Origin of the sequence: Rhodococcus sp. ACS1 (genome assembly GCF_002300155.1) — a bacterium.
Lineage (GTDB): Bacteria > Actinomycetota > Actinomycetes > Mycobacteriales > Mycobacteriaceae > Rhodococcus_F > Rhodococcus_F koreensis.
Map to the genome: position 1 here is coordinate 98,335 of NZ_NSDZ01000004.1, position 21,215 is coordinate 119,549.

Consider the following 21,215-nt stretch of genomic DNA (forward strand, 5'->3'; position numbering starts at 1 on the left):
CCGGCCGTGCCCGAACTGTTACGGCGATCACTGTGGTGGGCACCACTCGTGCGCCGCAACCGGCTGCGCAGCAGATAGCCACGATGAACATCACCGAGAAAGAGGTTCGTCGATTTTCTATTCAATTTGTGCAGCAGAAGCGGGGAACGCGTTGCTAATCCGCGTCTGCGGGCGCGGTGCGGTAGGCCGGGGCCTTCGCCGGACGCGGTCGGTCGAGGGTTCGCAGCAGAGGCATCGACCGGTACGGGACGATCACCGACAGCACCATCACGCTGGTGGACCGGGCGACGACGCTCGACTTGTTCAGATCGATCAGCGTCTGCTGCAGCCCGAGGTGGGAGCCGGCGGCGATGCGGCACAGGATGTCGCCGGAACCGGTGGTCGCGAAGGCCTCGAGCACCCCGGGGATCGACTCCAGTTCCGACGTCACGGAGTCGAGTGCGCCCTGCGCCGTCTCCAGCGTGACGAACGCCTGCACGTCGAACCCCGCGGCGGCGATGTCGAGGCGCGGCTCGTACCCGGCGATCACGCCGGACTCCTCGAGTTTGCGCACCCGCGCCTGAACGGTGGCCCGCGCCACCTTGATCCGGCGCGACAGTTCCAGCACGCCGGCCTTCGGGTCGTCGTGCATGGCGTCGAGGAGGGCGAAGTCGAGCTCGTCCAACTGCACTGCGTCCTTCATGGCCAGACCTCTCCGAACGAATTCAACTAGTCCGACTGTATAAGAAAACCCTCCGCGAGGCGCCCGAAGGTGGCACCGCGGCTAGCTTCTGCTGGCTCGGTTGCCTATGTGGCCGGTCTGGGTTTTCGTAGTGACCCACACAACAGGCCAAGCCCTCCGTCCCCGAAACAGGAAGACAGCGATGACGATCGAGCAGACTCTCACCGACAAGGAACGCCTGGCAGGTCTCGACCTCAGCCAGCTCGAGCAGCTGGTCGGGCTCGTCGAATACGACGGCACCCGCGACCCGTTCCCGGTCAGCGGCTGGGACGCCGTCGTCTGGGTGGTCGGCAACGCCACCCAGACCGCCCACTACTTCCAGTCCGCGTTCGGGATGACCCTCGTCGCCTACTCCGGACCGACCACCGGCAACCGCGACCACCACAGCTTCGTCCTCGAATCCGGCGCCGTCCGCTTCGTCATCAACGGCGCCGTCGACCCCGGCAGCCCGCTGATCGAGCACCACCGGACCCACGGCGACGGCGTCGTCGACATCGCCCTCGCCGTCCCCGACGTCGACAAATGCATCGCCCACGCCCGCGCCCAGGGCGCCACCGTCCTCGACGAACCCCACAATGTCACCGACGAACACGGCACCGTCCGGATCGCCGCGATCGCCACCTACGGCGACACCCGCCACACCCTCGTCGACCGCAGCCACTACACCGGCCCCTACCTGCCCGGCTACCTCGCCCGGACCTCGTCGCACACCCGACGGGACGGCGCCCCCAAACGCCTGTTCCAGGCCCTCGACCACGTCGTCGGCAACGTCGAACTCGGCAGGATGGACCACTGGGTCGACTTCTACAACCGGGTCATGGGCTTCACGAACATGGCCGAATTCGTCGGCGAGGACATCGCCACCGACTACTCCGCACTGATGAGCAAGGTCGTCTCCAACGGCAACCACCGCGTCAAGTTCCCGCTCAACGAGCCCGCCATCGCGAAGAAACGGTCGCAGATCGACGAGTACCTCGACTTCTACGGCGGCCCCGGCGCCCAGCACCTGGCGCTGGCCACCAATGACATTCTCACCGCCGTGGACCGGCTCACCGCCGAGGGGGTGGAGTTCCTGGCCACCCCGGACTCCTACTACGAGGATCCCGAACTGCGGGCCCGGATCGGCAACGTCCGCGCCCCGATCGAGGAGTTGCAGAAACGCGGCATCCTCGTCGACCGCGACGAGGACGGCTACCTGCTGCAGATCTTCACCAAACCCCTCGTCGACCGGCCCACCGTGTTCTTCGAACTCATCGAACGCCACGGCTCCCTCGGCTTCGGCATCGGCAACTTCAAAGCCCTCTTCGAAGCCATCGAACGCGAACAAGCCGCCCGCGGAAACTTCTGAGCGAGAGCCGATGAGCGGGTGCGGCGACTTTCCCGCGGGATCGGTGCCGCCGCGAATACGATGACGCCATGAGCCCTACCGAGGCAGTGGTGGCCGGGGCCGGGCCGACCGGTCTCACGCTCGCTCTGGAACTGGCGCGGCGTGGCGTCGAAGTGCGGATCCTCGACAAGTCTCCCGAGCCGTTCGCGGGTTCGCGCGGAAAGGGATTGACCGCGCGCAGCCAAGAAGTGATGGACGATCTCGGTATCGTCGACGAGGTCGTCGAGGCCGGGTTCCGGCACCTTCCCAACCGGGTCGCGGTGCGGGGCCGGGTGGTGGGCGACAGCGACCCCCACGCAGACCTGAGCCCCACACCCGACCGGCCCTACGAGAGCGGGTTGATGATCCCGCAGTGGCGGACCGAGCAGATTCTGCGAGAGCGTCTCTCCGAGTTCGGTATCGACGTGGAGCGCGGCGTCGAGGTGGTGGGTTTCGAGCAGACCACCGACAAGGTGACCGTCCGGCTCGCCGGGGGCGGGACCGTCATGGCGCGTTACCTCGTCGGCTGCGACGGCGGACGCAGCACGGTGCGCAAGGCGCTCGGGGTGTCGTTCGAGGGGACGGGCGGCATCGAGGGCATGCTCCTCGGCGACGTGTCCGTCGACGGCCTGACCCCCGACCGCTGGTACCAGTGGTCGCACCCCGAGAAGGGATTCGTCGCGCTGTGCCCGTTCCGTGGGATCAACTCCTGGCAGTTCCAGGGAGTGCCGTTCGCGGACTTCGACGAGGAGGGGAACCTGCCCGAACCGTCGCTGGAGTACTTCCAGCGAGTGCTCGACGACATCGCCTGCGATCCCGGCGTGCGACTGTCCGCACCGACGTGGCTGTCCACGTGGCATGTGAACGTGCGCATGGTGGACCGTTTCCGCGACGGCCGGGTGTTCCTCGCCGGCGACGCCGCGCACGTTCATCCGCCCGCCGGTGGGCTCGGGATGAACACCGGGATCCAGGACGCCTACAACCTCGGCTGGAAACTCGCGCTCGTCCTGGCCGGCTCCGCGGATCCGTCGCTCCTCGACACGTATCAGGAGGAGCGGTTGCCGCTCGCCCGCTGGACGCTCGGGGTGAGCAGCGCGGGGCTGCAGAAGGTGACCGACAACCTCGGACGCGAGGACTCATCGGGGTTCGCCGGCGCGGCGACCGAGGACGGCCAGCAACTCGGTCTGGGCTACCCGTGGAGTTCGCTGTCCCGGGACGGGGACGTGACGACGGGCGTCCGCGCGGGTGACCGCGCACCCGACGCGCCGTGCCTGAGCCCGGACGGTTCCCCGCTGCGACTGTTCGACGTCTTCCGCGGGACGCACTTCACGGTTCTCGGGTTCGACGGCGGGCCCCGGCACGCCCTGCAAACCCTGGCCGAAGACGCGCCCGACGACGTGAAATACGTGGTGGTGGGTGATTCCCGCGGTCCCGGCGTGGACGTCGTCGACGACCGCGGTTTCGCGCGTAGCGCCTACGGGGCACACGGTGGCACGCTGGTGGTGGTGCGCCCCGACGGTTACGTCGCGCTCACCGCCCCGGCCACCGCGACCGACGACGTCATCGACTACCTCGGCTGCCTGGTGGGGAGATCGTGACGAAAGGCTGAACGATGCGTCACAAGGACGAGGAACTCGACTACGACGAGGCCGACCTCGAGGTCGGGCACCCGAAGGACCACGCGGCAGGGCCGACCGCGGTCGCGGTGTCGATGAAACGCGCGCTCGAGCAGATGGGTGTGGTCCGCACCGCCGAGACGTTGTTGCGGCTGAACCAGGCCGAGGGCTTCGACTGCATGAGTTGCGCCTGGCCCGACCCCGACCCGGGTCACCGCCACGCCGCGGAGTTCTGTGAGAACGGCGCCAAGGCGGTGGCGGAGGAGGCGACGCGGGTCCGGGCGACCCCCGAATTCTTCGCCCGCCACAGTATCGCCGAACTCGACTGCCACAGCGAGCACTGGCTGGGGCAGCAGGGCCGGATCACGCATCCGATGGTGAAGCGGCCCGGCGGAACGCACTACGAGCCCATCGAATGGGACGAGGCCTTCACGCTGATCGGCGAGCAGCTGAACGCCTTGGACAGCCCGGACGAGGCGATCTTCTACACGTCCGGCCGGGCGTCGAACGAGGCCGCGTTCGCGTACCAGCTGTTCGTCCGCGCGTTCGGGACGAACAATCTGCCCGACTGTTCCAACATGTGCCACGAATCGACCAGCATCGCGCTGCAGGAGTCGATCGGCATCGGCAAGGCCAGCGTCACGATGGACGACGTGTATCAGGCGAAACTCATTGTCTTGCAGGGGCAAAACCCGGGAACCAACCATCCGCGGATGCTGTCGGCACTGGAGAAGGCCAAGCAGAACGGCGCGAAGATCCTGTCGATCAACCCGCTCCGCGAGGCCGGGCTCGTCAACTTCAAGAATCCGCAGACGCCCCGCGGCATGGTGGGTCCCGGCACCGACCTCTCCGACCTGCATCTGCCCATCGCGCTGAACGGCGACCTCGCCCTGCTCCAGGCGTTCGGCTCACTGCTCGTCGAATGGGACGCCCTCGACCGCGAATTCATCGACCGTTACACGATCGGATTCGAGCTGTGGAAGCAGCACGTCACCGACCTCGACTGGGACGTCGTCACCCGGACGACCGGGCTGTCGCGGGAACAGATCACCGACGCGGCCCGGATGCTGCGGGATTCCGATGCCACCGTGTTCTGCTGGGCGATGGGGCTCACTCAGCACCACAACTCGGTGGCGATCATCAAGGAAGTCACCAATATCGCTCTTGCCCAGGGGAACATCGGGAAGCCCGGCGCCGGGCTGCTGCCGGTGCGCGGGCACTCGAACGTGCAGGGCGACCGCACGATGGGGATCTGGGAGCGCCCGCCGCGGCATTTCCTGGACGCGCTCGCGAAGGAGTTCGACTTCGACCCGCCCCGCGAGAACGGCTACGACACCGTCGATTCGATCCGGGCCATGCGCGACGGCAAGGCCCACTTTTTCCTCGGGCTCGGCGGCAACTTCGTCCAGGCCGCCCCGGACACCGACGTCACCGCGGCCGCGCTGCGCAAGACCCGGATGACGGTCCACGTCTCGACGAAGATCAACCGGTCGCATCTCGTGTGCGGCGACACGGCCCTGATCCTGCCGACGCGGGGACGCACCGAGCAGGACGTCCAGGCCGGTGGGCCGCAGTTCATTTCCGTCGAGGACTCGGTGTGCTCGGTTCATGCCTCCCGGGGTCCGTTGAAACCGGCCAGCCCGCACCTCGATTCGGAGGTGGGGATCGTCACCCGCATCGCCGAGGCCACGATCGGCGACCGCTACGGTCTCGAGTGGAAGAAGATGCGGGACGACTACGCGAACATCCGCCTGCACATCTCGCGGGTGGTGCCCGGATGCGAAGGGTACGAGGTGAACGTCCGCAAGCCGGGCGGCTTCGTTCTGCCGCACCCGCCGCGCGACTCCCGGACGTTCCCCACCCACTCGGGGCGCGCCGAATTCGCGGTGTCCCCGATCGACGTGCTGCAGGTGCCCCCGCGGCACGTGATCCTGCAGACGATCCGCAGCCACGACCAGTTCAACACCACGATCTACGGGCTCAGCGATCGGTACCGCGGCATCGAGGGCGGGCGCCGCGTGATCTTCCTGCACCGCGACGACATCGCGGCCCTCGGGTTCGACGACGGCGACATGGTGGACCTCTTCACGCATTGGGACGGTGACGACCGCGTCCGCTGCGCCCACGACTTCCGGATCGTCGAGTACGACACGCCCCGGGGGTCGGCCGCCGCCTACTATCCGGAGACCAATCCGCTGGTGCCGCTCGATTCCACGGCGACCGGCAGCAACTGTCCCACGTCGAAGTCCGTCGTCGTCTCCCTGGAACACGCCGGCAAGTACAGCGCCGAATGCCCACCGGAGGCGAGCCAGGACGCGGTCGGATCGGACCAGGTCCACAAGTCGCAGCCCCAGCCCGAGCACCTCTCCTGACGTGAGTGGCAAAGTGTGCCCCGGCACGCTTTCCCACTCACCTGCGCAGGTGAGTGGCAAAGTGTGTCCCGGCACGCATCGGCACTCACGTAGGCAGGGACCCGCGACAGATCCGGCTCAGCCCCTGTCTCGGTCACGCAGGTAGACGGCCAACGGTTCGTGGCGTTGTATGCGTGACAGGGCGATTCGCCGCGCCGCCGCCCACATCAGCGCGGAGATGGCGACGGCGAGGACGACGCACAGCGCGAAGTCCGCGGTGCCCATCCGCGTCTGCACGTCGGCCGGACGCACGAGGTTCCACAGCACGACCGGGACGACCGCGATCGCCGCCGAGAACGCAGGGAACACCCCGTACGGCACCACCAGCAGGATCAGCCACCGGACGACGACGGTGCGCCACCGGGCACGTTGTTCCCATCGCCACCGCAGCGGCCGCTGGTGATACGGGAAGTACACCCCGACCAGACTCGACCCGGCGAGCGCACCGAACGGGCACAGCGCCACCGCGACCACCACCACCGCAGTGAACAGCCAGTCCTGCTCGGCGAAACCGACGACGATCGCGATGGTCGCGCAGATCGGGGCGATCAGCATCCACAGCGCCACCGCCTTGGCGCCGAGCATCGCACCCAGCGCGTCCCGGTCGTCGAGTGCGGCGAGAACCCGCTCACTGTCCGGCGCCAGCACGTTGGTGGCGGTGACGTCGGCGTACATCCAGCCGGCGAGGGCCAGGGCGAAGCCGGACGGCCCGGTCCACTCGAACAACCAGCTCCGGGGCAGCAGGAACCAGGCCCCGATCATCAGGACGGCGTTGAACGCAACGGTCGCGAGCGTGTCTGCCGGGTTGCGCCAGATTCTGATCCACTCCGCACGAAGAGCGGCCATGACATTCAGCGTAAGCGTCGGGCCGGCCGTCGGAGCCGTGTCGGCAAGATCCCGGACGAACGGGACGCCGGTCCCTTCCACCTGGGACATCGGGTCGGCGACAGTGGTGCGATCCGAGAGAAAGGCCTGTCGTGACCATCGACGACGAGGAGGCAGCCGGGGCCGCGATCCTGATGGACACCCTCCCCGACCACCACAAGACCGTGCTGCGACTCCGGCTCGCGCACCGCCTCCCAGCCGTCGAGGTCGCGCGCATCCTCGGGACGAACGTCGAGGCCGTACTCCTCCTCCAGCACGCGGCGCTCAACCTCCTCCGGCGGCAACTCGAGGCGGGGGTGGTGGTCGACGGCGACAATCCGGCGTACGGGCGGGACTGATCGACGCTGCGAGATCCCGCGGTGCTGCCGCGGGAAGAGGTCCGGCTGCCGCCACGGCGTCGAGTCGGCGGGTTACCGGACTTGCCGAGCCTGGGCCGTGTTTCGCTGCCAGTTCCCCATCGCGCAGTCACTGTGCCGACGCCGTCTCGACCGCCCGGAGTTCGAGGAGGCACGCTTCGGGTTGTTCGGTGGCGCCGGGCATCGAGGTCACGAACCAGAAGTCACCGTCCCGGTCGACGCGAAACAGGTCGCCGGTAGCCATCCACTCGTCATCCCGGTCGAACACACCGCGCAGCGCGATGTCGTTGCCGGCGAAGATCTTCCCCGAGGCGTCGACGAGCAGTTGGCCGACTTGTCCCGGCCGAGCAGGCACCGCGTAGCCGTCCTCGTCGGTGCGGATCCGGCCGTCCTCCATCTCGACGACGCACACCCGTGGCGTTCCCGGCAGCGGTTTGCCCACCGAACCGATCTTGCGACCGCTGACATTGCCGAGGATGGCGTCCGAACGCGTCGAGGCGTACATCTCCAGGACACCGACCGATCCGAACCGGTCGCTGACCCGCCGCCACAGGTCGGCCGGCATCGCCGAGCCGACGAAGAGCCGAATGGGATGGTTCTTCCTGATTCGCTCCGGCGCGTCGACCAGCGGTTCGAGCATGTCGCGGGTGTAGGTCACCACTGTGGCCCGGTTGCGGCGTACCTGGGACCAGAACGTGTCGGGGTCGAACTCGTCGATCAGTGCCACGCGGGCACCGGATGCGGTTGCGGCGGCCGTCGCCAGCAGCAGACCGGTCGGGTGGTGCAGTGGGCTGCTGGAGTAGATCGTGTCGCCCGGGGTCAACGCGCACGCGGTCGAGGCCGCCAACGCGGAGGTCGCCCACCGGCCGTTGGTGATCAGATCGGCGCGGGTCTGCTCCTCAGCGCCGCCGAAGAGGACGAACGCGACGTCGCCGGCGCACCCCGGGTTCGCCCGGTACCAGGCAGGCAGGCGCACGCGGTCGGGATCGACCTGCTCGAGGTCGACTGCGCCGGACGGAATGTCGCGGTCTTCGTGGACTGCGCCGAGAACGAACACCGGCAGCGCGGTCGTTGCCGCGGTCGCCGCGTGCTCGGGGTCGGCGAGGATCTTCGTCACGTGCCCGAGCCGTATCTCTTCGGCAAGGTCGTGCCCCGGACGGTGCAGCACGGTGACCGCACCGATGCGGTTGAGGGCCGCGATCGCGACGAGGGAGCTCGGGCGGGTGTGCATGAGCACTCCGACGCGCTCGCCCTTGCGGACACCCGCCGACACCAGCCCGCAGACGACGCTGTCGATGCGTTGTTTGGTTTCCGCGTGGGTGTGCACGCGATCGGCGAACAGGAAGGCCACCTTGTCCGGGCGCGAGCGGGCCAGGTCGTCGAGCAGCGCACCGTAGGAGATCGTGGTGCGCGGACCCATCGATTCGAGCCGCACCAGGCGGGGCGCCGCAGCGGCCGCTTCCCTCGACAGCTCGACGACCGTGGTGGCCAGGTGCTTCCCGGCGCGCGACAGAGCGGCGGGGAGGTTGAACCCGGTTCCGGCGACGAGACCGGCGCCGTAGGTCAGTCCGGCGATGCTTCCGCGTGGGACCGGTGCCTCGATGTCGGAGGACGGCTCGAGTTCGTGTATGAAGTCGGGCAGGTCACCCTCGCCGTTCGTCCAGCGCACCCACGCACCGATGCCGGGCCAGGTTTTTTGCTTGGCATGTGAGCTGACCGGCAGCCCGAAGTGTCCGACCGGCAGGGTGCATTCGTGGATGTCGGCGTTGGGTGCCGCCCGCCGGACCGCGCGCACCGTCGCCGGAGGCGCCAGGAAGTCGGCCTCCCCGACGAAGGTGAGGATCGGGCAGGTGATGTCCGCGAATCCGACGGTGCGGTCACCGATCACGACGCCGCCCTCGACCAGGCGGTTGTCCGCGAGCAATTCGAGCAGTTCGACGAGTGCGGGACCGGACCAGCTGATCCACGCACCGGTTTTGAGGAATTTGCGTTGCGGTTCGCGTGGCAGCAGCGACTCGCGGTCGTGCAGGGCGAGCAGGAACTCGATGTCGTTGCGGATGTTGCGGTGTGGGCTCGACCAGTTGAACAGCTGTGTGACGAACCATCGGGGAAGGCCGGTCTTGCCGATGATCTTGCTCTCGAGCCCGACGATGCCCCAGAACAGGTCCTGTGGAACGACGCGGTCGATGTCGAGGGTCGTGAGCGGGCTGCCCAGCGCGATCACGCTCGCCACGCCGGCATTGCCGAGATACGCGGTCGCCGTGTAGCAGAAGATGCCGCCCTGGCAGTACCCGACGAGATGCACGTCCCGACCGGTGGCCTGCCGGACCCGTTGCACCGCGTCGGCGACGGCGAGTACGTGGTCACCGAACGTGCGCTCGTTGCCGCCCGGCTCGACCGCCGGATCTCCGAAGTCGACCACCCACGGGTCGAGGCCCTGCTCGCGCAGCATCGCGACCGCACTGGTCTGCGGCGAAATGTCCCACACGACGGCAACCTGCGACAGCGGTGGCACGAGGACGACCGGCGGAAGCCCGGCAGGCGAGTCCGGGTAGTAGTGCCGCAGGCGGTACACCGGTTCGTGTGCCACGACGTCGTGCGGTGCGGGCTCCTCCTCGGTCTTGAGGCCGCCGTACCTGGCGACCTCGATGCCGTTGACGATGGTGGCGATGACGCGATCGATGTTGCTCGCGGTCGGGGTCGAGCCCATTAGCTGTCTGCTTTCGGTGTCGGTTGGTTGCAGGGGGTGGACAGGATCAGGTCGGCGATGCGGCCCGGTTCCTCGAGTTGCGGGCAGTGGCCGCAGTTGTCGAGAGTCTCGAGTGTTGCCGTGGGCACCGTGGCCAGGAAGGCCGGCGCGCTGTTCGGATCGGCCAGCTTGTCTTCGCGGCCCCAGATCAGTAGGACCGGTAGGCGGATCCGGTCGGTTCGCAGGGGGTCGTGATCGCTCTCCCGACTCAGCGCGAGCAGATCGCTGCGCAATCTGCCCACATCACGCATGCCGTGGACGTGCTCCGCGTACCGCAGCGCGAGCCCGGACTCGGCGCGGCCTGCGGCGAGGCCGCGCGCATAGAACCGCGCTGCCCCGCGGCGGATCAGCGCCGCGGGCACGGGTGCTCGGTCGACGAACTGCAGCATCGGATCCAGGCAACGCAGGACCGTCGTGAGATACCGCAGTCGCCAGCCGTAGGCCAGGCCTGCCGGCCCGATGCCGACCACGGCGCCGAGGGGCACCTCGCTGCGGGCGGCCGCGCGCAGCGCGAGCAGGCCGCCGAGCGAGTTTCCCACCACAACCCCATCGCCGCGTTCGGCGTAGGCACGCACGAATCCGTCGACGAACGCGTCGTGGTGGGGCAACGCCGGGTGGGCCAGCCGATCGGCGCGACCGCTGCCGGGCAGATCGACCGCCACTGCGCGGCGGCCCCGGCTCGCGAACTCCTGGAGGAGCGGGCGCCACGAGTCCGCCGAGTCGGTGAAGCCGTGCAGCAGCAGGATCGGCGGCCCGTCTCCGTCGACTTCGAGCACTCGGGTGGATACGCCGGCGACGACGATCGGCCGCTCGTTGATCGGGGAACTCATGAGAGCAGTAACCCGCCGTCCACCACGAGCTGGCTTCCGGTCATGTAGCTGCTGGCGTCGGAGGCGAGGAAGACCATCGCCGCGGCGAGTTCGGCCGGGTCACCGAGGCGGCCCATGACGAGTCGGGGACCGATGAGTTCGGTGGGCATGCCGTCGGTCATCTCCGAGGGGAAGAACCCCGGGAGCAGTGCGTTGACTCGAATTCCCTTGCGCCCCGACCACTGTCGCGCGAGTGACCGGGTGAGACCGAGGAGCCCGGCCTTCGACGCCGAGTACGCCGTCGTGGGGGCGTCGAGTGTGGTGTGCGCCATGACGCTGGCCACGTTCACGATCGACGAGCCAGGCGCCATCGCCGGGGCGACGGCCTGAGCCATCGAGAAGCATGCCGTGAGGTTCACCGCGACGACCCGTTCGAACTCGGCCAACGACAGCCGCGACGCGGGTGCGTGGTCTTCGATGCCGGCGTTGTTGACCAGCACATCGACGCGCCCGAACCGCTCCACGGCCGCACCGACCACCTTGTGACAGTCGTCGGCGTCCGTGACGTCCGCGGCCACGGCGAGGCCGCTGCGACCGGTGCCGGTCACCGTGGCGAGGGTGTCCTCCAGAAGGGGTGCGCGCCGTGCGGCGACCACCACGTCCGCACCGGCCTCGGCACATGCCGCGGCGAACGCGACCCCGAGCCCCGACGACGCCCCGGTGATCACGACAACCTTGTCCCGAAGGCCGAACTTGTCGGCCAGGACGGGCCGAGGACCTGCTGTGCGGGCATAGCTCATGACTGATTCCTAAGTTGTGATAATTGTGTTCTGGCGCAACGAAGTTCGCTGAACGGTGACGATCGCGGCACTTCGTTCTCCTATACGACTGTATAGAAAAACATTCATATGTAAAGCCTGAAGCGCGGCGCACCCCGAGCTCCCGCGACGAGCGCGCGATGCGATACCGCTGACCAGTTCTATTTACAAACAGATATTTTCCGATACAGTTGTATAGCAACGAAGGGAATGTTGATGCTCGAATCCAAATCGCTCGAGGGCGTACGGGTCCTCACACTTGCCGTGAATCTGCCGGGACCACTCGCCGTCGCCCGCCTGCAGGTGATGGGAGCGGCGGTCACCAAGATCGAACCGCCCGAGGGTGATCCGCTCCGCAGCGCGTGCCCGCAGTGGTATCGCGAACTCACACAGGGCCAGCAGGTTCTCACAGTGGATCTGAAGGATCCGGCGGGACGCGAACGGTTGGATACCGAGTTGGCGGCCTCCGACCTACTGGTGACCGCCATGCGGCCCTCCGCGCTGCGCCGACTCGGGCTCACCGAACTGCAGTCGGTGCACCCACGCCTCGCGCACGTGGAGATCGTCGGCCACGACGGCGCACTCGAGGACCTGCCCGGTCACGACCTGACCTACCAGGCGGTGAACGGCACACTGCAGCCGCCGCTCATGCCCACCGTTCCCGTCGCCGACCTGCTCGGCGCCGAACGTGCCGTGTCGGCAGCTCTCCTCGCTCTCGGTGCATCGTCGAAACCCCGTCGGGGGGAGAGCTACCGTGTGGTCCTCGCGGATGCGGCAGCCGATGCCGGTGCCGCGGTGCGCCACGGACTGATGGGGCATTCGTCGACACCGCTCGGTGGCGCCGTTCCCGGATACGGCATCTACGCCACTTCCGACGGGCACATCGCCCTTGCGGCGCTCGAACCGCATTTCTGGTCCCGCACCCTCGGCGCCCTGGGCGTCTCGGGGGAACGCGACGAACTCGAGCGCATCTTCGCCACCCGGACCAGCAAGGACTGGGAAGAACTCGCCGAGCGGCTCGACATACCGCTCATCGGAATTCAGAAACCTGGACAAGGAGTACCAGCATGACCGTTCGCGAAGCCGTCATCGTCGGCGCAGTCCGCACCCCGGTCGGGCGGCGGGGCGGCGCCCTGAGCGCCTGGCACCCGGTCGACCTGCTCGGACAGACGCTGCGGGAGTTGATCGAGCGCACCGGCATCGATCCCGCCCAGATCGACGACGTGATCACCGGTTGCGTGCTGCAGCAGGAACAACAGGCGGGCAACATCGGCCGGCACGCCGTGCTCGCCGCCGGATTTCCGGAGTCGGTGCCCGCGGTGACCGTCGACCGGCAGTGCGGCTCGGGTCAGCAGGCGGTCAGCTTCGCCGCGCAGGGCGTGCTCGCGGGCTCCTACGATCTCGCGATCGCCTGCGGTGTCGAGTCGATGTCGCAGGTGCCGATGCCGGCCGCGATGGTGCCCGGGGCACCGCTCGGACCGCATTACAGCCCGCGCGAACTCGCCCGTTACGGCGGCGCCCTCGTGGCGCAGGGCCCGTCGTCGGAGCTGATGAACGAAAAATTCGACCTGAGCCGGGCTGCCCTGGACGCCTTCAGCGCCCGCAGCCATGGGCGCGCTCTCGCTGCGACCCGGGCGGGGAAGTTCCGCGAGCAGTTGGTACCGATGCGGGTAAATCCCGACGATGCGGCCAGCACGCTCGTCGAGAGTGACGAGGGCATCCGCGAGCACCTCGACCGCGACAAGATGGCATCGTTGAAGACGGTGTTCGCCGCCGACGGGCGCACCACCGCCGCGAACTCATCGCAGCTCAGTGATGGTGCCGCCGCCCTGCTGATCGCCGACCGCGCGTTCGCCGAACGCCACGGACTGACGCCCAGGGCACGGTTCCGCGCGCTGTCGGTGGCAGGCGCCGATCCGGTCATCCAGTTCACCGCGGTCCTCGACGCCACCCGCAAGGCTCTGGAGTTCTCCGGTCTCGGGGTCGACGACATCGACCTTTTCGAGGTCAACGAGGCCTTCGCCGGAGTCCCGATGATGTTCGCACAGGAATTCGGGGTCCCCGACGACAAGCTCAACGTCAACGGCGGATCGGTCGCCATCGGCCATCCCCTCGGATCGACCGGCGCCCGGATGCTCACCGACCTGCTGTGCGAGCTCGAGCGCTCCGGCGCATCGGTTGGGCTGCAGAGCATCTGCGAGGCGAACGGCACCGCCAACACCACCATCATCGAACGGATCTGAGGAGCAGTGATGACGAGCGCGATCATCCAAGGTCTACCGTCCACGCACGGCGACCACTACCAGTTGAACACCACCACCCTGATCCGGCACTCGGCCCGCACGTACCCCGAACAGCAGATCGTGTTCCGCACCGCGGACGGCGGCTGGGACCGCTACACCTACGCCGACGCCTACCGGCGGGTCCAGCGGGCGGCGAACGTCCTGACGTGGCTCGGGATCGGGCCGGCCGACATGGTCGGCATCCTGGATTGGAACAGTAAGCGGCACTACGAGCTGTATTGGGCGATCCCGGGTATCGCCGCGGCAATGCTGCAGATGAACCTGCGGCTGTCACCCGAAGACCTCGCCTACGTGGTGGGTCACAGTGACGCACGGTTCATCTTCGTCGACGAGTCCCTGCTCCCTGTCGCCGAAGCCCTCGCCCCACACGCACCGAACGTCAAGGGCTGGGTGCTGATGTCGGACAAGCCGATGTCGCAGATCAGCACCACGCTCGAGAACGTCCACCACTTCGAGGACCTCATGGCCGACGCGAGCGAGGTGTACGACTGGCCCATGATCGACGAACACGCCACCTACAGTGCGTGTTACACCACCGGAACCACCGGGCGGCCCAAGGGGATCTACTACTCGCACCGAGGAATCTACCTGCACACCATGAGTCAGGCGGCAGCGCTGAGTATGAGCGCGGACGACGCCGTCATGCTCATCACCCCGATGTTCCACGGACAGTCCTGGGGGCTGCCGCAGACCGGAACCTACAGCGCCGCGAAGATCGTGCTTCCCGGCCGGTACATGGCCGAGGACACCTCGGTGCTGGTCGACGAGATGATCGCCGAAGAGGTCACCGTCGCCAACGGCGCGCCGGCGATCTTCGAGCCGATGCTCGACTACATCAGGACCCTGGACGTCAAACCCGATTTCCGGCGGACGAAACTGCTCTCCGGTGCCACCGAGCCGCCACTGTCGATGATGCGCGGTTTCCACGACCTGACCGGCGCCGACATCCTGCACGGCTACGGCGCCACCGAGACCACGCCGTTCGTCACCGCAAACGGTGCGATCAAGCCGTCGCTGCGCACCACGCTCACCGACGAGCAGAAGTGGGATCTCAAACGCTCGCAGGGTCTTCCGGTCAACGGTGTGGACATCCGGATCGTCGACGCCGACGGCAACGACCTGCCGCACGACGGACAGGCGCAGGGTGAGATCCTGCTCCGCGGACCCTGGATCATCGAGCGCTACCACAAACTCGACGACGACGGCGACCGCTTCCAGGACGGGTACTGGCGCAGCGGAGACGTCGGCAAGATCGACGCGCACGGCTACCTGAAACTGACCGACCGCATCAAAGACGTCATCAAGAGCGGCGGCGAATGGATCTCGTCCATCGACATGGAGAACGCGATCACCGCCCACCCGAAAGTCGCCGAAGCCGCCGTGGTCGGCGTCCACCACCCGCGCTGGCAGGAACGCCCCGTGGCGCTGGTCGTCACCACGGACGGCGACGACCTGCCGATCGAGGAGATCCACGCCCTCCTCGCCGGGTCGTTCGCCAAGTGGCAGCTGCCGGACACGGTCGTCTTCTGCGACCGACTGCCCCGAACCAGCGTCGGCAAGCTCGACAAGAAGGTGATGCGCGCCGCGCACGCCGACATCTACAAGGACACCCTGTGACTGAAACACCGGCAATTCTCGTCACCACCCGGCAGGGCGGCATCGCCATCCTCGAGATCAACCGCCCCGCCTCGAAGAACAGCATGAGCAACGATCTGCTCGCCGCGATGGCCGCAGAATTGCGCGCCCTCCGGCACGACGACGACATTCGCGCGGTGATCATCACCGGGGCAGGCGGAACGTTCTGCGCCGGAGCCGACATCACCGGCTTCGACACTCTTCGTGACGCCGCGCTGCTCGGCGCGCGGGAGGAGTTCGGGGGCACGTTCTGGTCCGACCTGGCGACCTTCCCCAAACCCGTCATCGCCGCCATCGAGGGGTTGGCGCTGGGCGGCGGGTGCGAACTGGCCCTCGCCTGCGACATCGCCATCGCGGGTGAATCTGCGAAATTCGCAGTGCCCGAAGTCAAGCTGGGAGTGATCCCCGGCGCCGGGGGCACCCAGCGTCTGGTCGGTGCGGTCGGAAAGTCAAAGGCCATGGCGATGTTGCTGTCCGGTGACTTCCGCACCGCCGACCAAGCCTGCGCCGCGGGCCTGATCGCCGAGACGGTCCCGGACGGTGAGGCACGGGCGCACGCCGTTGCTCTCGCACAGCGGATCGCGAAGAATTCCCCGCTGGCGGTGGCGCTGGCCAAGGACGCCGCTCTGCGCGCACTCGAGACGTCACTGAGCCAGGGCCTCGAACACGAAAAACGCAACTTCCACATCGCCGTACGGTCTGCGGATTGTCACGAGGGGCAGTCCGCGTTCCTCGCCAAACGCGCCCCCGCCTTCACCGGAAAGTAGAAGCCCGTCATGTCTGAACTATTTCCCGATTACCGCTCCCCGTGGGAGAACGACGACCAGCAGGTGCTGCGGAAGCACGCCGCCGAGTTCTTCCACAAGGAATGCACACCCCATCAGGAACGGTGGGCCGCGCAACACCAGGTCGACCGTGACTTCTGGAACAAGGCCGGTGCCGCGGGACTGCTGTGCCTCGACCTTCCGGAGGAATTCGGTGGTGGCGGCGGCAACTTCGGCCATGAGGCCGTCGTCCAGCAGGAGTTGACGTTCGCCCACGATTCCGCGTTCGGGTTCGGGGTGCATTCCACGATCGCCGCCCACTACATCTCCGCATTCGGCACCGACGAGCAGCGGGCGCGGTGGCTGCCGAAACTGGTCACCGGTGAGCTGGTCCTCGCCATCGCGATGACCGAACCCGGCACCGGATCGGATCTACAGTCGGTGCGGACCACCGCCATCCGCAACGGCGACGACTACGTGATCAACGGGTCGAAGACGTTCATCTCCAATGGCTCGCATTGCGATCTGCTGATCATCGTCGCCAAGACCGACGCCTCCCTCGGAGCGAAGGGCATCTCGCTGCTCGTCGCCGAAACCGACAGCCTGCCCGGCTTCGAACGCGGTCGCGTCCTGCAGAAGATCGGTCAGCACGGACAGGACACCCGCGAACTGTTCTTCACCGACATGCGTGTCCCCGTCGGCAACCTCCTCGGCGGCGTCGAGGGCCAGGGCTTCTACCAGTTGATGCAGCAACTCCCACGGGAACGGCTGAGCATCGGCATCACCGGCGTCGCCATGGCCGAAGCCGCCGTCACCGAGGCCATCCGCTACGCCAAGGACCGCTCCGTGTTCGGCAAGTCGGTCCTCGACTACCAGAACACCAAATTCGTGCTGGCCGAATGCAAGACGGAGGTCCTGGCCGGCAAGACACTGATCGACCACTGCATCCAACGGGCCATCGACGGCACCCTCGACGCCGCGACCGCATCGATGGCCAAGCTGTGGGGATCGGAGAAGCAGTGCGAGATCGTCGACCGCTGCCTGCAGATCTTCGGCGGCTACGGCTACATGATGGAATACCCGATCGCCCAGATGTACACCGCGGCACGCGTGCAGAAGATCTACGGCGGCACCAACGAGGTCATGAAAGACCTCATCGCCCGCACCCTCTGACCCACCCCAGTCGTTCGTCCCCGCATCACTTCACAGGAGTACACCCATGAACATTTCCGGCACCACCGCCCTCGTCACCGGCGGCGCATCCGGCCTCGGTCTGGCCACCGTCACCACGCTGGCGAAGTCCGGCGCCCGCGTGATCGCGCTCGACCTGCCGTCCGCCGACCCCGCCGACCTCACCGCGCTGGGGGAGTCCGTGCAATTCGTGCCCGCCGACGTCACCGACGACGCCGCGGTCACCGACGCCGTCGCGCTGGCCAATATCGATCGCGGACTGCGGATCGTGGTGAACTGCGCCGGAATCGGCAACGCCATCAAGACCGTAAGCAAGGACGGACCGTTCCCACTGGACGCGTTCGAGCGCGTCATCAAGGTCAACCTCACCGGAACCTTCAACGTCATCCGCCTCGCCGCCCACGCGATGGCGCAGAACGAGCCGGTCGCAGGTGAACGCGGAGTCATCGTGAACACCGCCTCGGTCGCCGCGTTCGACGGGCAGATCGGGCAGGCCGCCTACTCCGCATCGAAGGGCGGCGTCGTCGGGGCCACCCTGCCCATCGCCCGCGATCTGGCGTCACTGCAGATCCGGGTGAACACCATCGCCCCCGGCCTGTTCAAGACCCCGCTGCTCGCCACCCTCCCGGAGAAGGCGCAGCAGTCCCTCGGCGCCCAGGTCCCGCACCCCAGCCGACTCGGGGATCCCAGCGAATACGCCCAGCTCGTCGAGGCGATCGTCACCAACCCGATGCTCAACGGCGAAACCATCCGCCTCGACGGCGCCATCCGCATGGCACCGCGGTAACGACGCCCCGGCAACGAAGGAGCAGCACGTGTCACAGGCATACATCGTGGACGCGGTTCGGACCCCCGTCGGCCGACGCGGGGGTGGCCTCGCCGGCGCGCACCCGGTCGACCTCGCGGCGCATGTCATCCGAACCCTGATCGGGCGCAACGATTTCGACCCAGCCATGGTGGACGATGTGATCCTGGGGTGCCTGGACACCATCGGGGCACAGTCCGGCGACATCGCCAGGATCGCGGCGCTCGGGGCCGGACTGCCGGAGTCGGTGCCCGGGGTCACCGTGGACCGGCAATGCGGGTCCTCCCAGCAGGCGGTGCACTTCGCGGCGCAGGCCGTGATGAGCGGGACCGCGGACATCGTCGTGGCCGGCGGCGTCCAGAACATGAGTCAGATCCCGCTGATGTCGTCCGTCACGGCCGGCGAACCGTACGGTGCCACCGATCCGTACTCGGGTTCGAAGACGTGGACCGCCCGGTACGGCGGCGAAGAGATCTCCCAGTTCCGGGGCGCCGAACTGATCGCCCGGCGATGGAACTTCGACCGCTCCGCGATGGAGGCCTACGCCCTCGAAAGCCACCGCCGGGCCGTGCACGCCCTCGAGCAGGGATACTTCGACGCCGAAATCGAACCCTTCGACGGCGTGGCCGTGGACGAGTGCCCACGCCCGGCCACTACGGCGGCGAAGATGGCAGCACTGCCCACCCTGACCCCGCAGGGCCGGCTGACCGCCGCGGTATCCAGCCAGATCAGCGACGGTGCCTCGGGCATGCTCATCGCCTCCGAGTCGGCGGTGAACAGATTCGGCCTCACACCGCGCGCCCGCGTGCACCACATGAGCGTGCTGGGAGCGGATCCGATCATGATGCTCACCGCCCCCATCCCGGCGACCCGCCGGGCCCTGGACCGATGCGGCCTGTCCATCGACCAGATCGACGCCTACGAGGTCAACGAGGCCTTCGCGCCCGTCGCGATGGCCTGGCTCCACGACATCGGAGCAGATCCCGAACGGCTCAATCCCCACGGCGGCGCGATCGCCCTCGGCCACCCGATCGGAGCGACCGGCACCCGGCTGATGACCACCCTGCTGCACGAACTCGAATGCACCGGCGGGCGGTACGGACTCCAGGCCATGTGTGAGGGCGGCGGCCAGGCGAACGTCACCATCATCGAACGGCTCGGCTGAGGTCCCCCCGGCCGGAACGACAGTGCGGGTGCACCCCGAGGGTGCACCCGCACTGATGTCTGCCGTAATCGCGTGACCGGCGGGCCCGGCCGAGGTCACGAAGCCGGATCGGGATCCTCCATCCCCACCACCAGAACCGGCCGATCCTCCACCGGCGCGTCCGGGCCGGCCAACTGCTCCCACATCGTGTTGATCATCGGCGCGAGAAACAGCTGCCCGAGCTGGCGCACCAGAACCTCGATCACCTGCACGCTGTCGCGTTTCTTCGTCGAGGCGACACCGGAGTCCCGTAACTTCGTGATCTCCGCGTACGTGAGGTCGGTCAGACGCTCGAGGAGACGACCCCTCGGGCCCGGATCGAGCAGTGCGCGCCGAATATAGTTCACGACAGTCGGATTCGCCTCCAGCATCCGGCCGACCGCCTCGTCGCGTGCCGACGCCACCTCCGCCGGCGACCCCGTGCTCGCGGCTCCCGCGATCGCGGTCGCGAAATAGTCGATGACCAACTGCTCGACGGCATCTCGGATACCCGCCTTGGTCTTGAAATGGTGCTGCACCAGCCCCACCGTGACCCCCGCGGCCGCGGCAACCGCCCGCATCGACACCCGATCCTCCCCGTCACGGGAATACAGATCGAGCGCCGCATTACGAATGCGGGCCTTCGCCGTCAGGTCCGCATCGCTGGCACGTGGATCAACCAAGGGCTCCATACCCACCTCTTCTCTTCTCACCGCCACTATACAGATGAGCAACAACCAGTACGACTGACGAAACCCGGTATCCTCGACGAAGGTCTGCATCCCCGCGCCACGCGGGCCCAGGCCCGGACATCACCCCTGGTCTTCCACAACCAGACAAGGCATGAGATGCCGCGGCCAGAAGGTTCAATCGGTGGGCGCCAGCGGTGTGGATGCGCGGCGTGCAGGTAGTGCATCGCCGTCGGAGTACTGGGTCTGACCACTACAGCCTTGAACATCCGTTGGGCGTTCCGCAACGTCAGGGGACCGCCAGGTGCGATGGTTTCGGCCGCCGTCAACGCAGGTCCCGTGGTCCGGAACCGTGAGTACCTTTCCCGTGCAGGAGGGTTGCGGCCCATTGATCCGACTCCCGATGACACTCCGGTACGTCATTTCCGCGGCGTGCTGCCACACCCTGGAGTTTGTCGACCCACGGGTTCATTCTGAGGAGGGCCGGAAAGGAGAGTCAGAATGATGACAATCATCACGAGAGTTGTGCTTCGCGAGGAGGGTGCCGAGCGATGGGACCGCGCAATGCACGAGCGCGTTGCTGCGGCGCGCGACAAGCCAGGGTGGATATCGGCGCAGCTTCTGAAAGGGGTCGATGAGCCACTCGAGCGGGCAATTGTCGGCGTCTGGGAGACGAGCGAAGACTGGTCGGCCTGGCATCATGACGAAGCCTTCCGCTCGACTCGTGAAGAGCTCGTGGGACTTGAAGCCGGCCAGACGGATTCCACGTGGTTCGAGGTGGTCCAGAACACTGCGACTGAAGAAGACTGATCGGGCTGCCGGCAGCTACCGGCTGGAACAGAGCACGTGTGGTCCGGGCGTGCTGATCGAGCCGCGCCCGGACCACCAGGGGGATCCGGTTGTGCCGGACTTTC

18 protein-coding genes are annotated in these 21,215 nt (G+C 67.5%); 12 read left to right on the top strand and 6 right to left on the bottom strand.

Annotated features, from left to right (window positions below; all coding sequences use genetic code 11):
- Positions 1–154: 154 nt before the first annotated feature.
- Positions 155–682 carry an Lrp/AsnC family transcriptional regulator gene (locus tag CJ179_RS12795; RefSeq protein WP_072944431.1) on the bottom strand — a complete coding sequence of 176 codons (528 nt, stop codon included), beginning with the start codon at positions 680–682 and terminating at the stop codon, positions 155–157.
- 181 nt (positions 683–863) lie between these two features.
- Between CJ179_RS12795 and hppD the strand changes: the two genes are divergently transcribed.
- The 3 genes from hppD to CJ179_RS12810 all read left to right on the top strand — a co-directional run bounded on the left by hppD (position 864) and on the right by CJ179_RS12810 (position 6,075).
- Entirely contained in the window at positions 864–2,069 is a 1,206-nt protein-coding gene (hppD, locus tag CJ179_RS12800) for a 4-hydroxyphenylpyruvate dioxygenase (RefSeq protein ID WP_095861769.1), read from the top strand.
- 68 nt (positions 2,070–2,137) lie between these two features.
- Positions 2,138–3,685, top strand: coding sequence for an FAD-dependent oxidoreductase (locus CJ179_RS12805; RefSeq protein WP_095861770.1), 1,548 nt, complete (start codon positions 2,138–2,140; stop codon positions 3,683–3,685).
- A 14-nt stretch (positions 3,686–3,699) separates the two neighbouring features.
- The gene (locus CJ179_RS12810; protein ID WP_095861771.1) at positions 3,700–6,075 is read left to right on the top strand and encodes an FdhF/YdeP family oxidoreductase; all 2,376 of its coding nucleotides are present in this window, start codon (positions 3,700–3,702) and stop codon (positions 6,073–6,075) included.
- 117 nt (positions 6,076–6,192) lie between these two features.
- Here the strand turns inward: CJ179_RS12810 and CJ179_RS12815 are convergent, their stop codons facing one another.
- Entirely contained in the window at positions 6,193–6,960 is a 768-nt protein-coding gene (locus CJ179_RS12815) for a hypothetical protein (RefSeq protein WP_095862650.1), read from the bottom strand.
- 131 nt (positions 6,961–7,091) lie between these two features.
- Between CJ179_RS12815 and CJ179_RS12820 the strand changes: the two genes are divergently transcribed.
- Positions 7,092–7,337, top strand: coding sequence for a sigma factor-like helix-turn-helix DNA-binding protein (locus CJ179_RS12820; protein WP_095861772.1), 246 nt, complete (start codon positions 7,092–7,094; stop codon positions 7,335–7,337).
- A gap of 127 nt (positions 7,338–7,464) precedes the next feature.
- On the opposite strand, the gene CJ179_RS12825 is transcribed toward CJ179_RS12820, so the two are convergent.
- The 3 genes from CJ179_RS12825 to CJ179_RS12835 are packed head-to-tail and all read right to left on the bottom strand — an operon-like array spanning position 7,465 to position 11,713.
- Positions 7,465–10,065, bottom strand: a complete 2,601-nt coding sequence (locus CJ179_RS12825) for an AMP-binding protein (RefSeq protein WP_095861773.1) — start codon at positions 10,063–10,065, stop codon at positions 7,465–7,467.
- Positions 10,065–10,934, bottom strand: coding sequence for an alpha/beta fold hydrolase (locus CJ179_RS12830; protein ID WP_095861774.1), 870 nt, complete (start codon positions 10,932–10,934; stop codon positions 10,065–10,067). Before CJ179_RS12830 ends, CJ179_RS12825 begins: the two co-directional genes overlap by 1 nt.
- A complete protein-coding gene (locus CJ179_RS12835) occupies positions 10,931–11,713 on the bottom strand; it encodes an SDR family NAD(P)-dependent oxidoreductase (protein ID WP_095861775.1) in 783 nt (260 codons plus the stop codon). Before CJ179_RS12835 ends, CJ179_RS12830 begins: the two co-directional genes overlap by 4 nt.
- Before the next feature lie 234 nt (positions 11,714–11,947).
- Here CJ179_RS12835 and CJ179_RS12840 point away from each other — a divergent pair, with 234 nt between their 5' ends.
- Genes CJ179_RS12840 through CJ179_RS12870 form a run of 7 tightly spaced genes read left to right on the top strand, consistent with a single transcriptional unit; the run spans position 11,948 to position 19,594 of the window.
- Positions 11,948–12,802, top strand: a complete 855-nt coding sequence (locus CJ179_RS12840; protein ID WP_095862651.1) for a CoA transferase — start codon at positions 11,948–11,950, stop codon at positions 12,800–12,802.
- Positions 12,799–13,974: a thiolase family protein gene (locus CJ179_RS12845; RefSeq protein ID WP_095861776.1), complete on the top strand. Its 1,176-nt coding sequence runs from the start codon at positions 12,799–12,801 to the stop codon at positions 13,972–13,974. Before CJ179_RS12840 ends, CJ179_RS12845 begins: the two co-directional genes overlap by 4 nt.
- 9 nt (positions 13,975–13,983) lie before the next feature.
- On the top strand, positions 13,984–15,651 hold the full coding sequence (locus CJ179_RS12850; RefSeq protein WP_095861777.1) for a long-chain-fatty-acid--CoA ligase: 1,668 nt from the start codon (positions 13,984–13,986) through the stop codon (positions 15,649–15,651).
- On the top strand, positions 15,648–16,436 hold the full coding sequence (locus tag CJ179_RS12855) for an enoyl-CoA hydratase/isomerase family protein (RefSeq protein ID WP_095861778.1): 789 nt from the start codon (positions 15,648–15,650) through the stop codon (positions 16,434–16,436). Before CJ179_RS12850 ends, CJ179_RS12855 begins: the two co-directional genes overlap by 4 nt.
- A 9-nt stretch (positions 16,437–16,445) precedes the next feature.
- A complete protein-coding gene (locus CJ179_RS12860) occupies positions 16,446–17,606 on the top strand; it encodes an acyl-CoA dehydrogenase family protein (RefSeq protein WP_095861779.1) in 1,161 nt (386 codons plus the stop codon).
- Between the two features lie 46 nt (positions 17,607–17,652).
- Positions 17,653–18,411, top strand: a complete 759-nt coding sequence (locus tag CJ179_RS12865) for a 3-hydroxyacyl-CoA dehydrogenase (RefSeq protein WP_095861780.1) — start codon at positions 17,653–17,655, stop codon at positions 18,409–18,411.
- A 28-nt stretch (positions 18,412–18,439) separates the two neighbouring features.
- Positions 18,440–19,594, top strand: coding sequence for an acetyl-CoA C-acetyltransferase (locus CJ179_RS12870; RefSeq protein ID WP_095861781.1), 1,155 nt, complete (start codon positions 18,440–18,442; stop codon positions 19,592–19,594).
- A 95-nt stretch (positions 19,595–19,689) separates the two neighbouring features.
- Here CJ179_RS12870 and CJ179_RS12875 read toward each other — a convergent pair whose 3' ends face one another.
- On the bottom strand, positions 19,690–20,304 hold the full coding sequence (locus CJ179_RS12875; protein WP_095861782.1) for a TetR/AcrR family transcriptional regulator: 615 nt from the start codon (positions 20,302–20,304) through the stop codon (positions 19,690–19,692).
- A gap of 498 nt (positions 20,305–20,802) precedes the next feature.
- Between CJ179_RS12875 and CJ179_RS12880 the strand changes: the two genes are divergently transcribed.
- On the top strand, positions 20,803–21,111 hold the full coding sequence (locus tag CJ179_RS12880) for an antibiotic biosynthesis monooxygenase (RefSeq protein WP_095861783.1): 309 nt from the start codon (positions 20,803–20,805) through the stop codon (positions 21,109–21,111).
- Positions 21,112–21,215: the final 104 nt, after the last annotated feature.

Bases quoted from the DNA above. Each gene is read 5' to 3' on its own strand.
- CJ179_RS12880 (WP_095861783.1), top strand. From the start codon at position 20,803: ATGATGACAATCATCACGAGAGTTGTGCTTCGCGAGGAGGGTGCCGAG.
- CJ179_RS12850 (WP_095861777.1), top strand. From the start codon at position 13,984: ATGACGAGCGCGATCATCCAAGGTCTACCGTCCACGCACGGCGACCAC.
- CJ179_RS12840 (WP_095862651.1), top strand. From the start codon at position 11,948: ATGCTCGAATCCAAATCGCTCGAGGGCGTACGGGTCCTCACACTTGCC.
- CJ179_RS12815 (WP_095862650.1), bottom strand. From the start codon at position 6,960: ATGGCCGCTCTTCGTGCGGAGTGGATCAGAATCTGGCGCAACCCGGCA.
- CJ179_RS12795 (WP_072944431.1), bottom strand. From the start codon at position 682: ATGAAGGACGCAGTGCAGTTGGACGAGCTCGACTTCGCCCTCCTCGAC.
- CJ179_RS12805 (WP_095861770.1), top strand. From the start codon at position 2,138: ATGAGCCCTACCGAGGCAGTGGTGGCCGGGGCCGGGCCGACCGGTCTC.
- CJ179_RS12860 (WP_095861779.1), top strand. From the start codon at position 16,446: ATGTCTGAACTATTTCCCGATTACCGCTCCCCGTGGGAGAACGACGAC.
- CJ179_RS12835 (WP_095861775.1), bottom strand. From the start codon at position 11,713: ATGAGCTATGCCCGCACAGCAGGTCCTCGGCCCGTCCTGGCCGACAAG.
- CJ179_RS12875 (WP_095861782.1), bottom strand. From the start codon at position 20,304: ATGGAGCCCTTGGTTGATCCACGTGCCAGCGATGCGGACCTGACGGCG.
- CJ179_RS12830 (WP_095861774.1), bottom strand. From the start codon at position 10,934: ATGAGTTCCCCGATCAACGAGCGGCCGATCGTCGTCGCCGGCGTATCC.
- CJ179_RS12845 (WP_095861776.1), top strand. From the start codon at position 12,799: ATGACCGTTCGCGAAGCCGTCATCGTCGGCGCAGTCCGCACCCCGGTC.
- CJ179_RS12865 (WP_095861780.1), top strand. From the start codon at position 17,653: ATGAACATTTCCGGCACCACCGCCCTCGTCACCGGCGGCGCATCCGGC.
- hppD (WP_095861769.1), top strand. From the start codon at position 864: ATGACGATCGAGCAGACTCTCACCGACAAGGAACGCCTGGCAGGTCTC.
- CJ179_RS12825 (WP_095861773.1), bottom strand. From the start codon at position 10,065: ATGGGCTCGACCCCGACCGCGAGCAACATCGATCGCGTCATCGCCACC.
- CJ179_RS12810 (WP_095861771.1), top strand. From the start codon at position 3,700: ATGCGTCACAAGGACGAGGAACTCGACTACGACGAGGCCGACCTCGAG.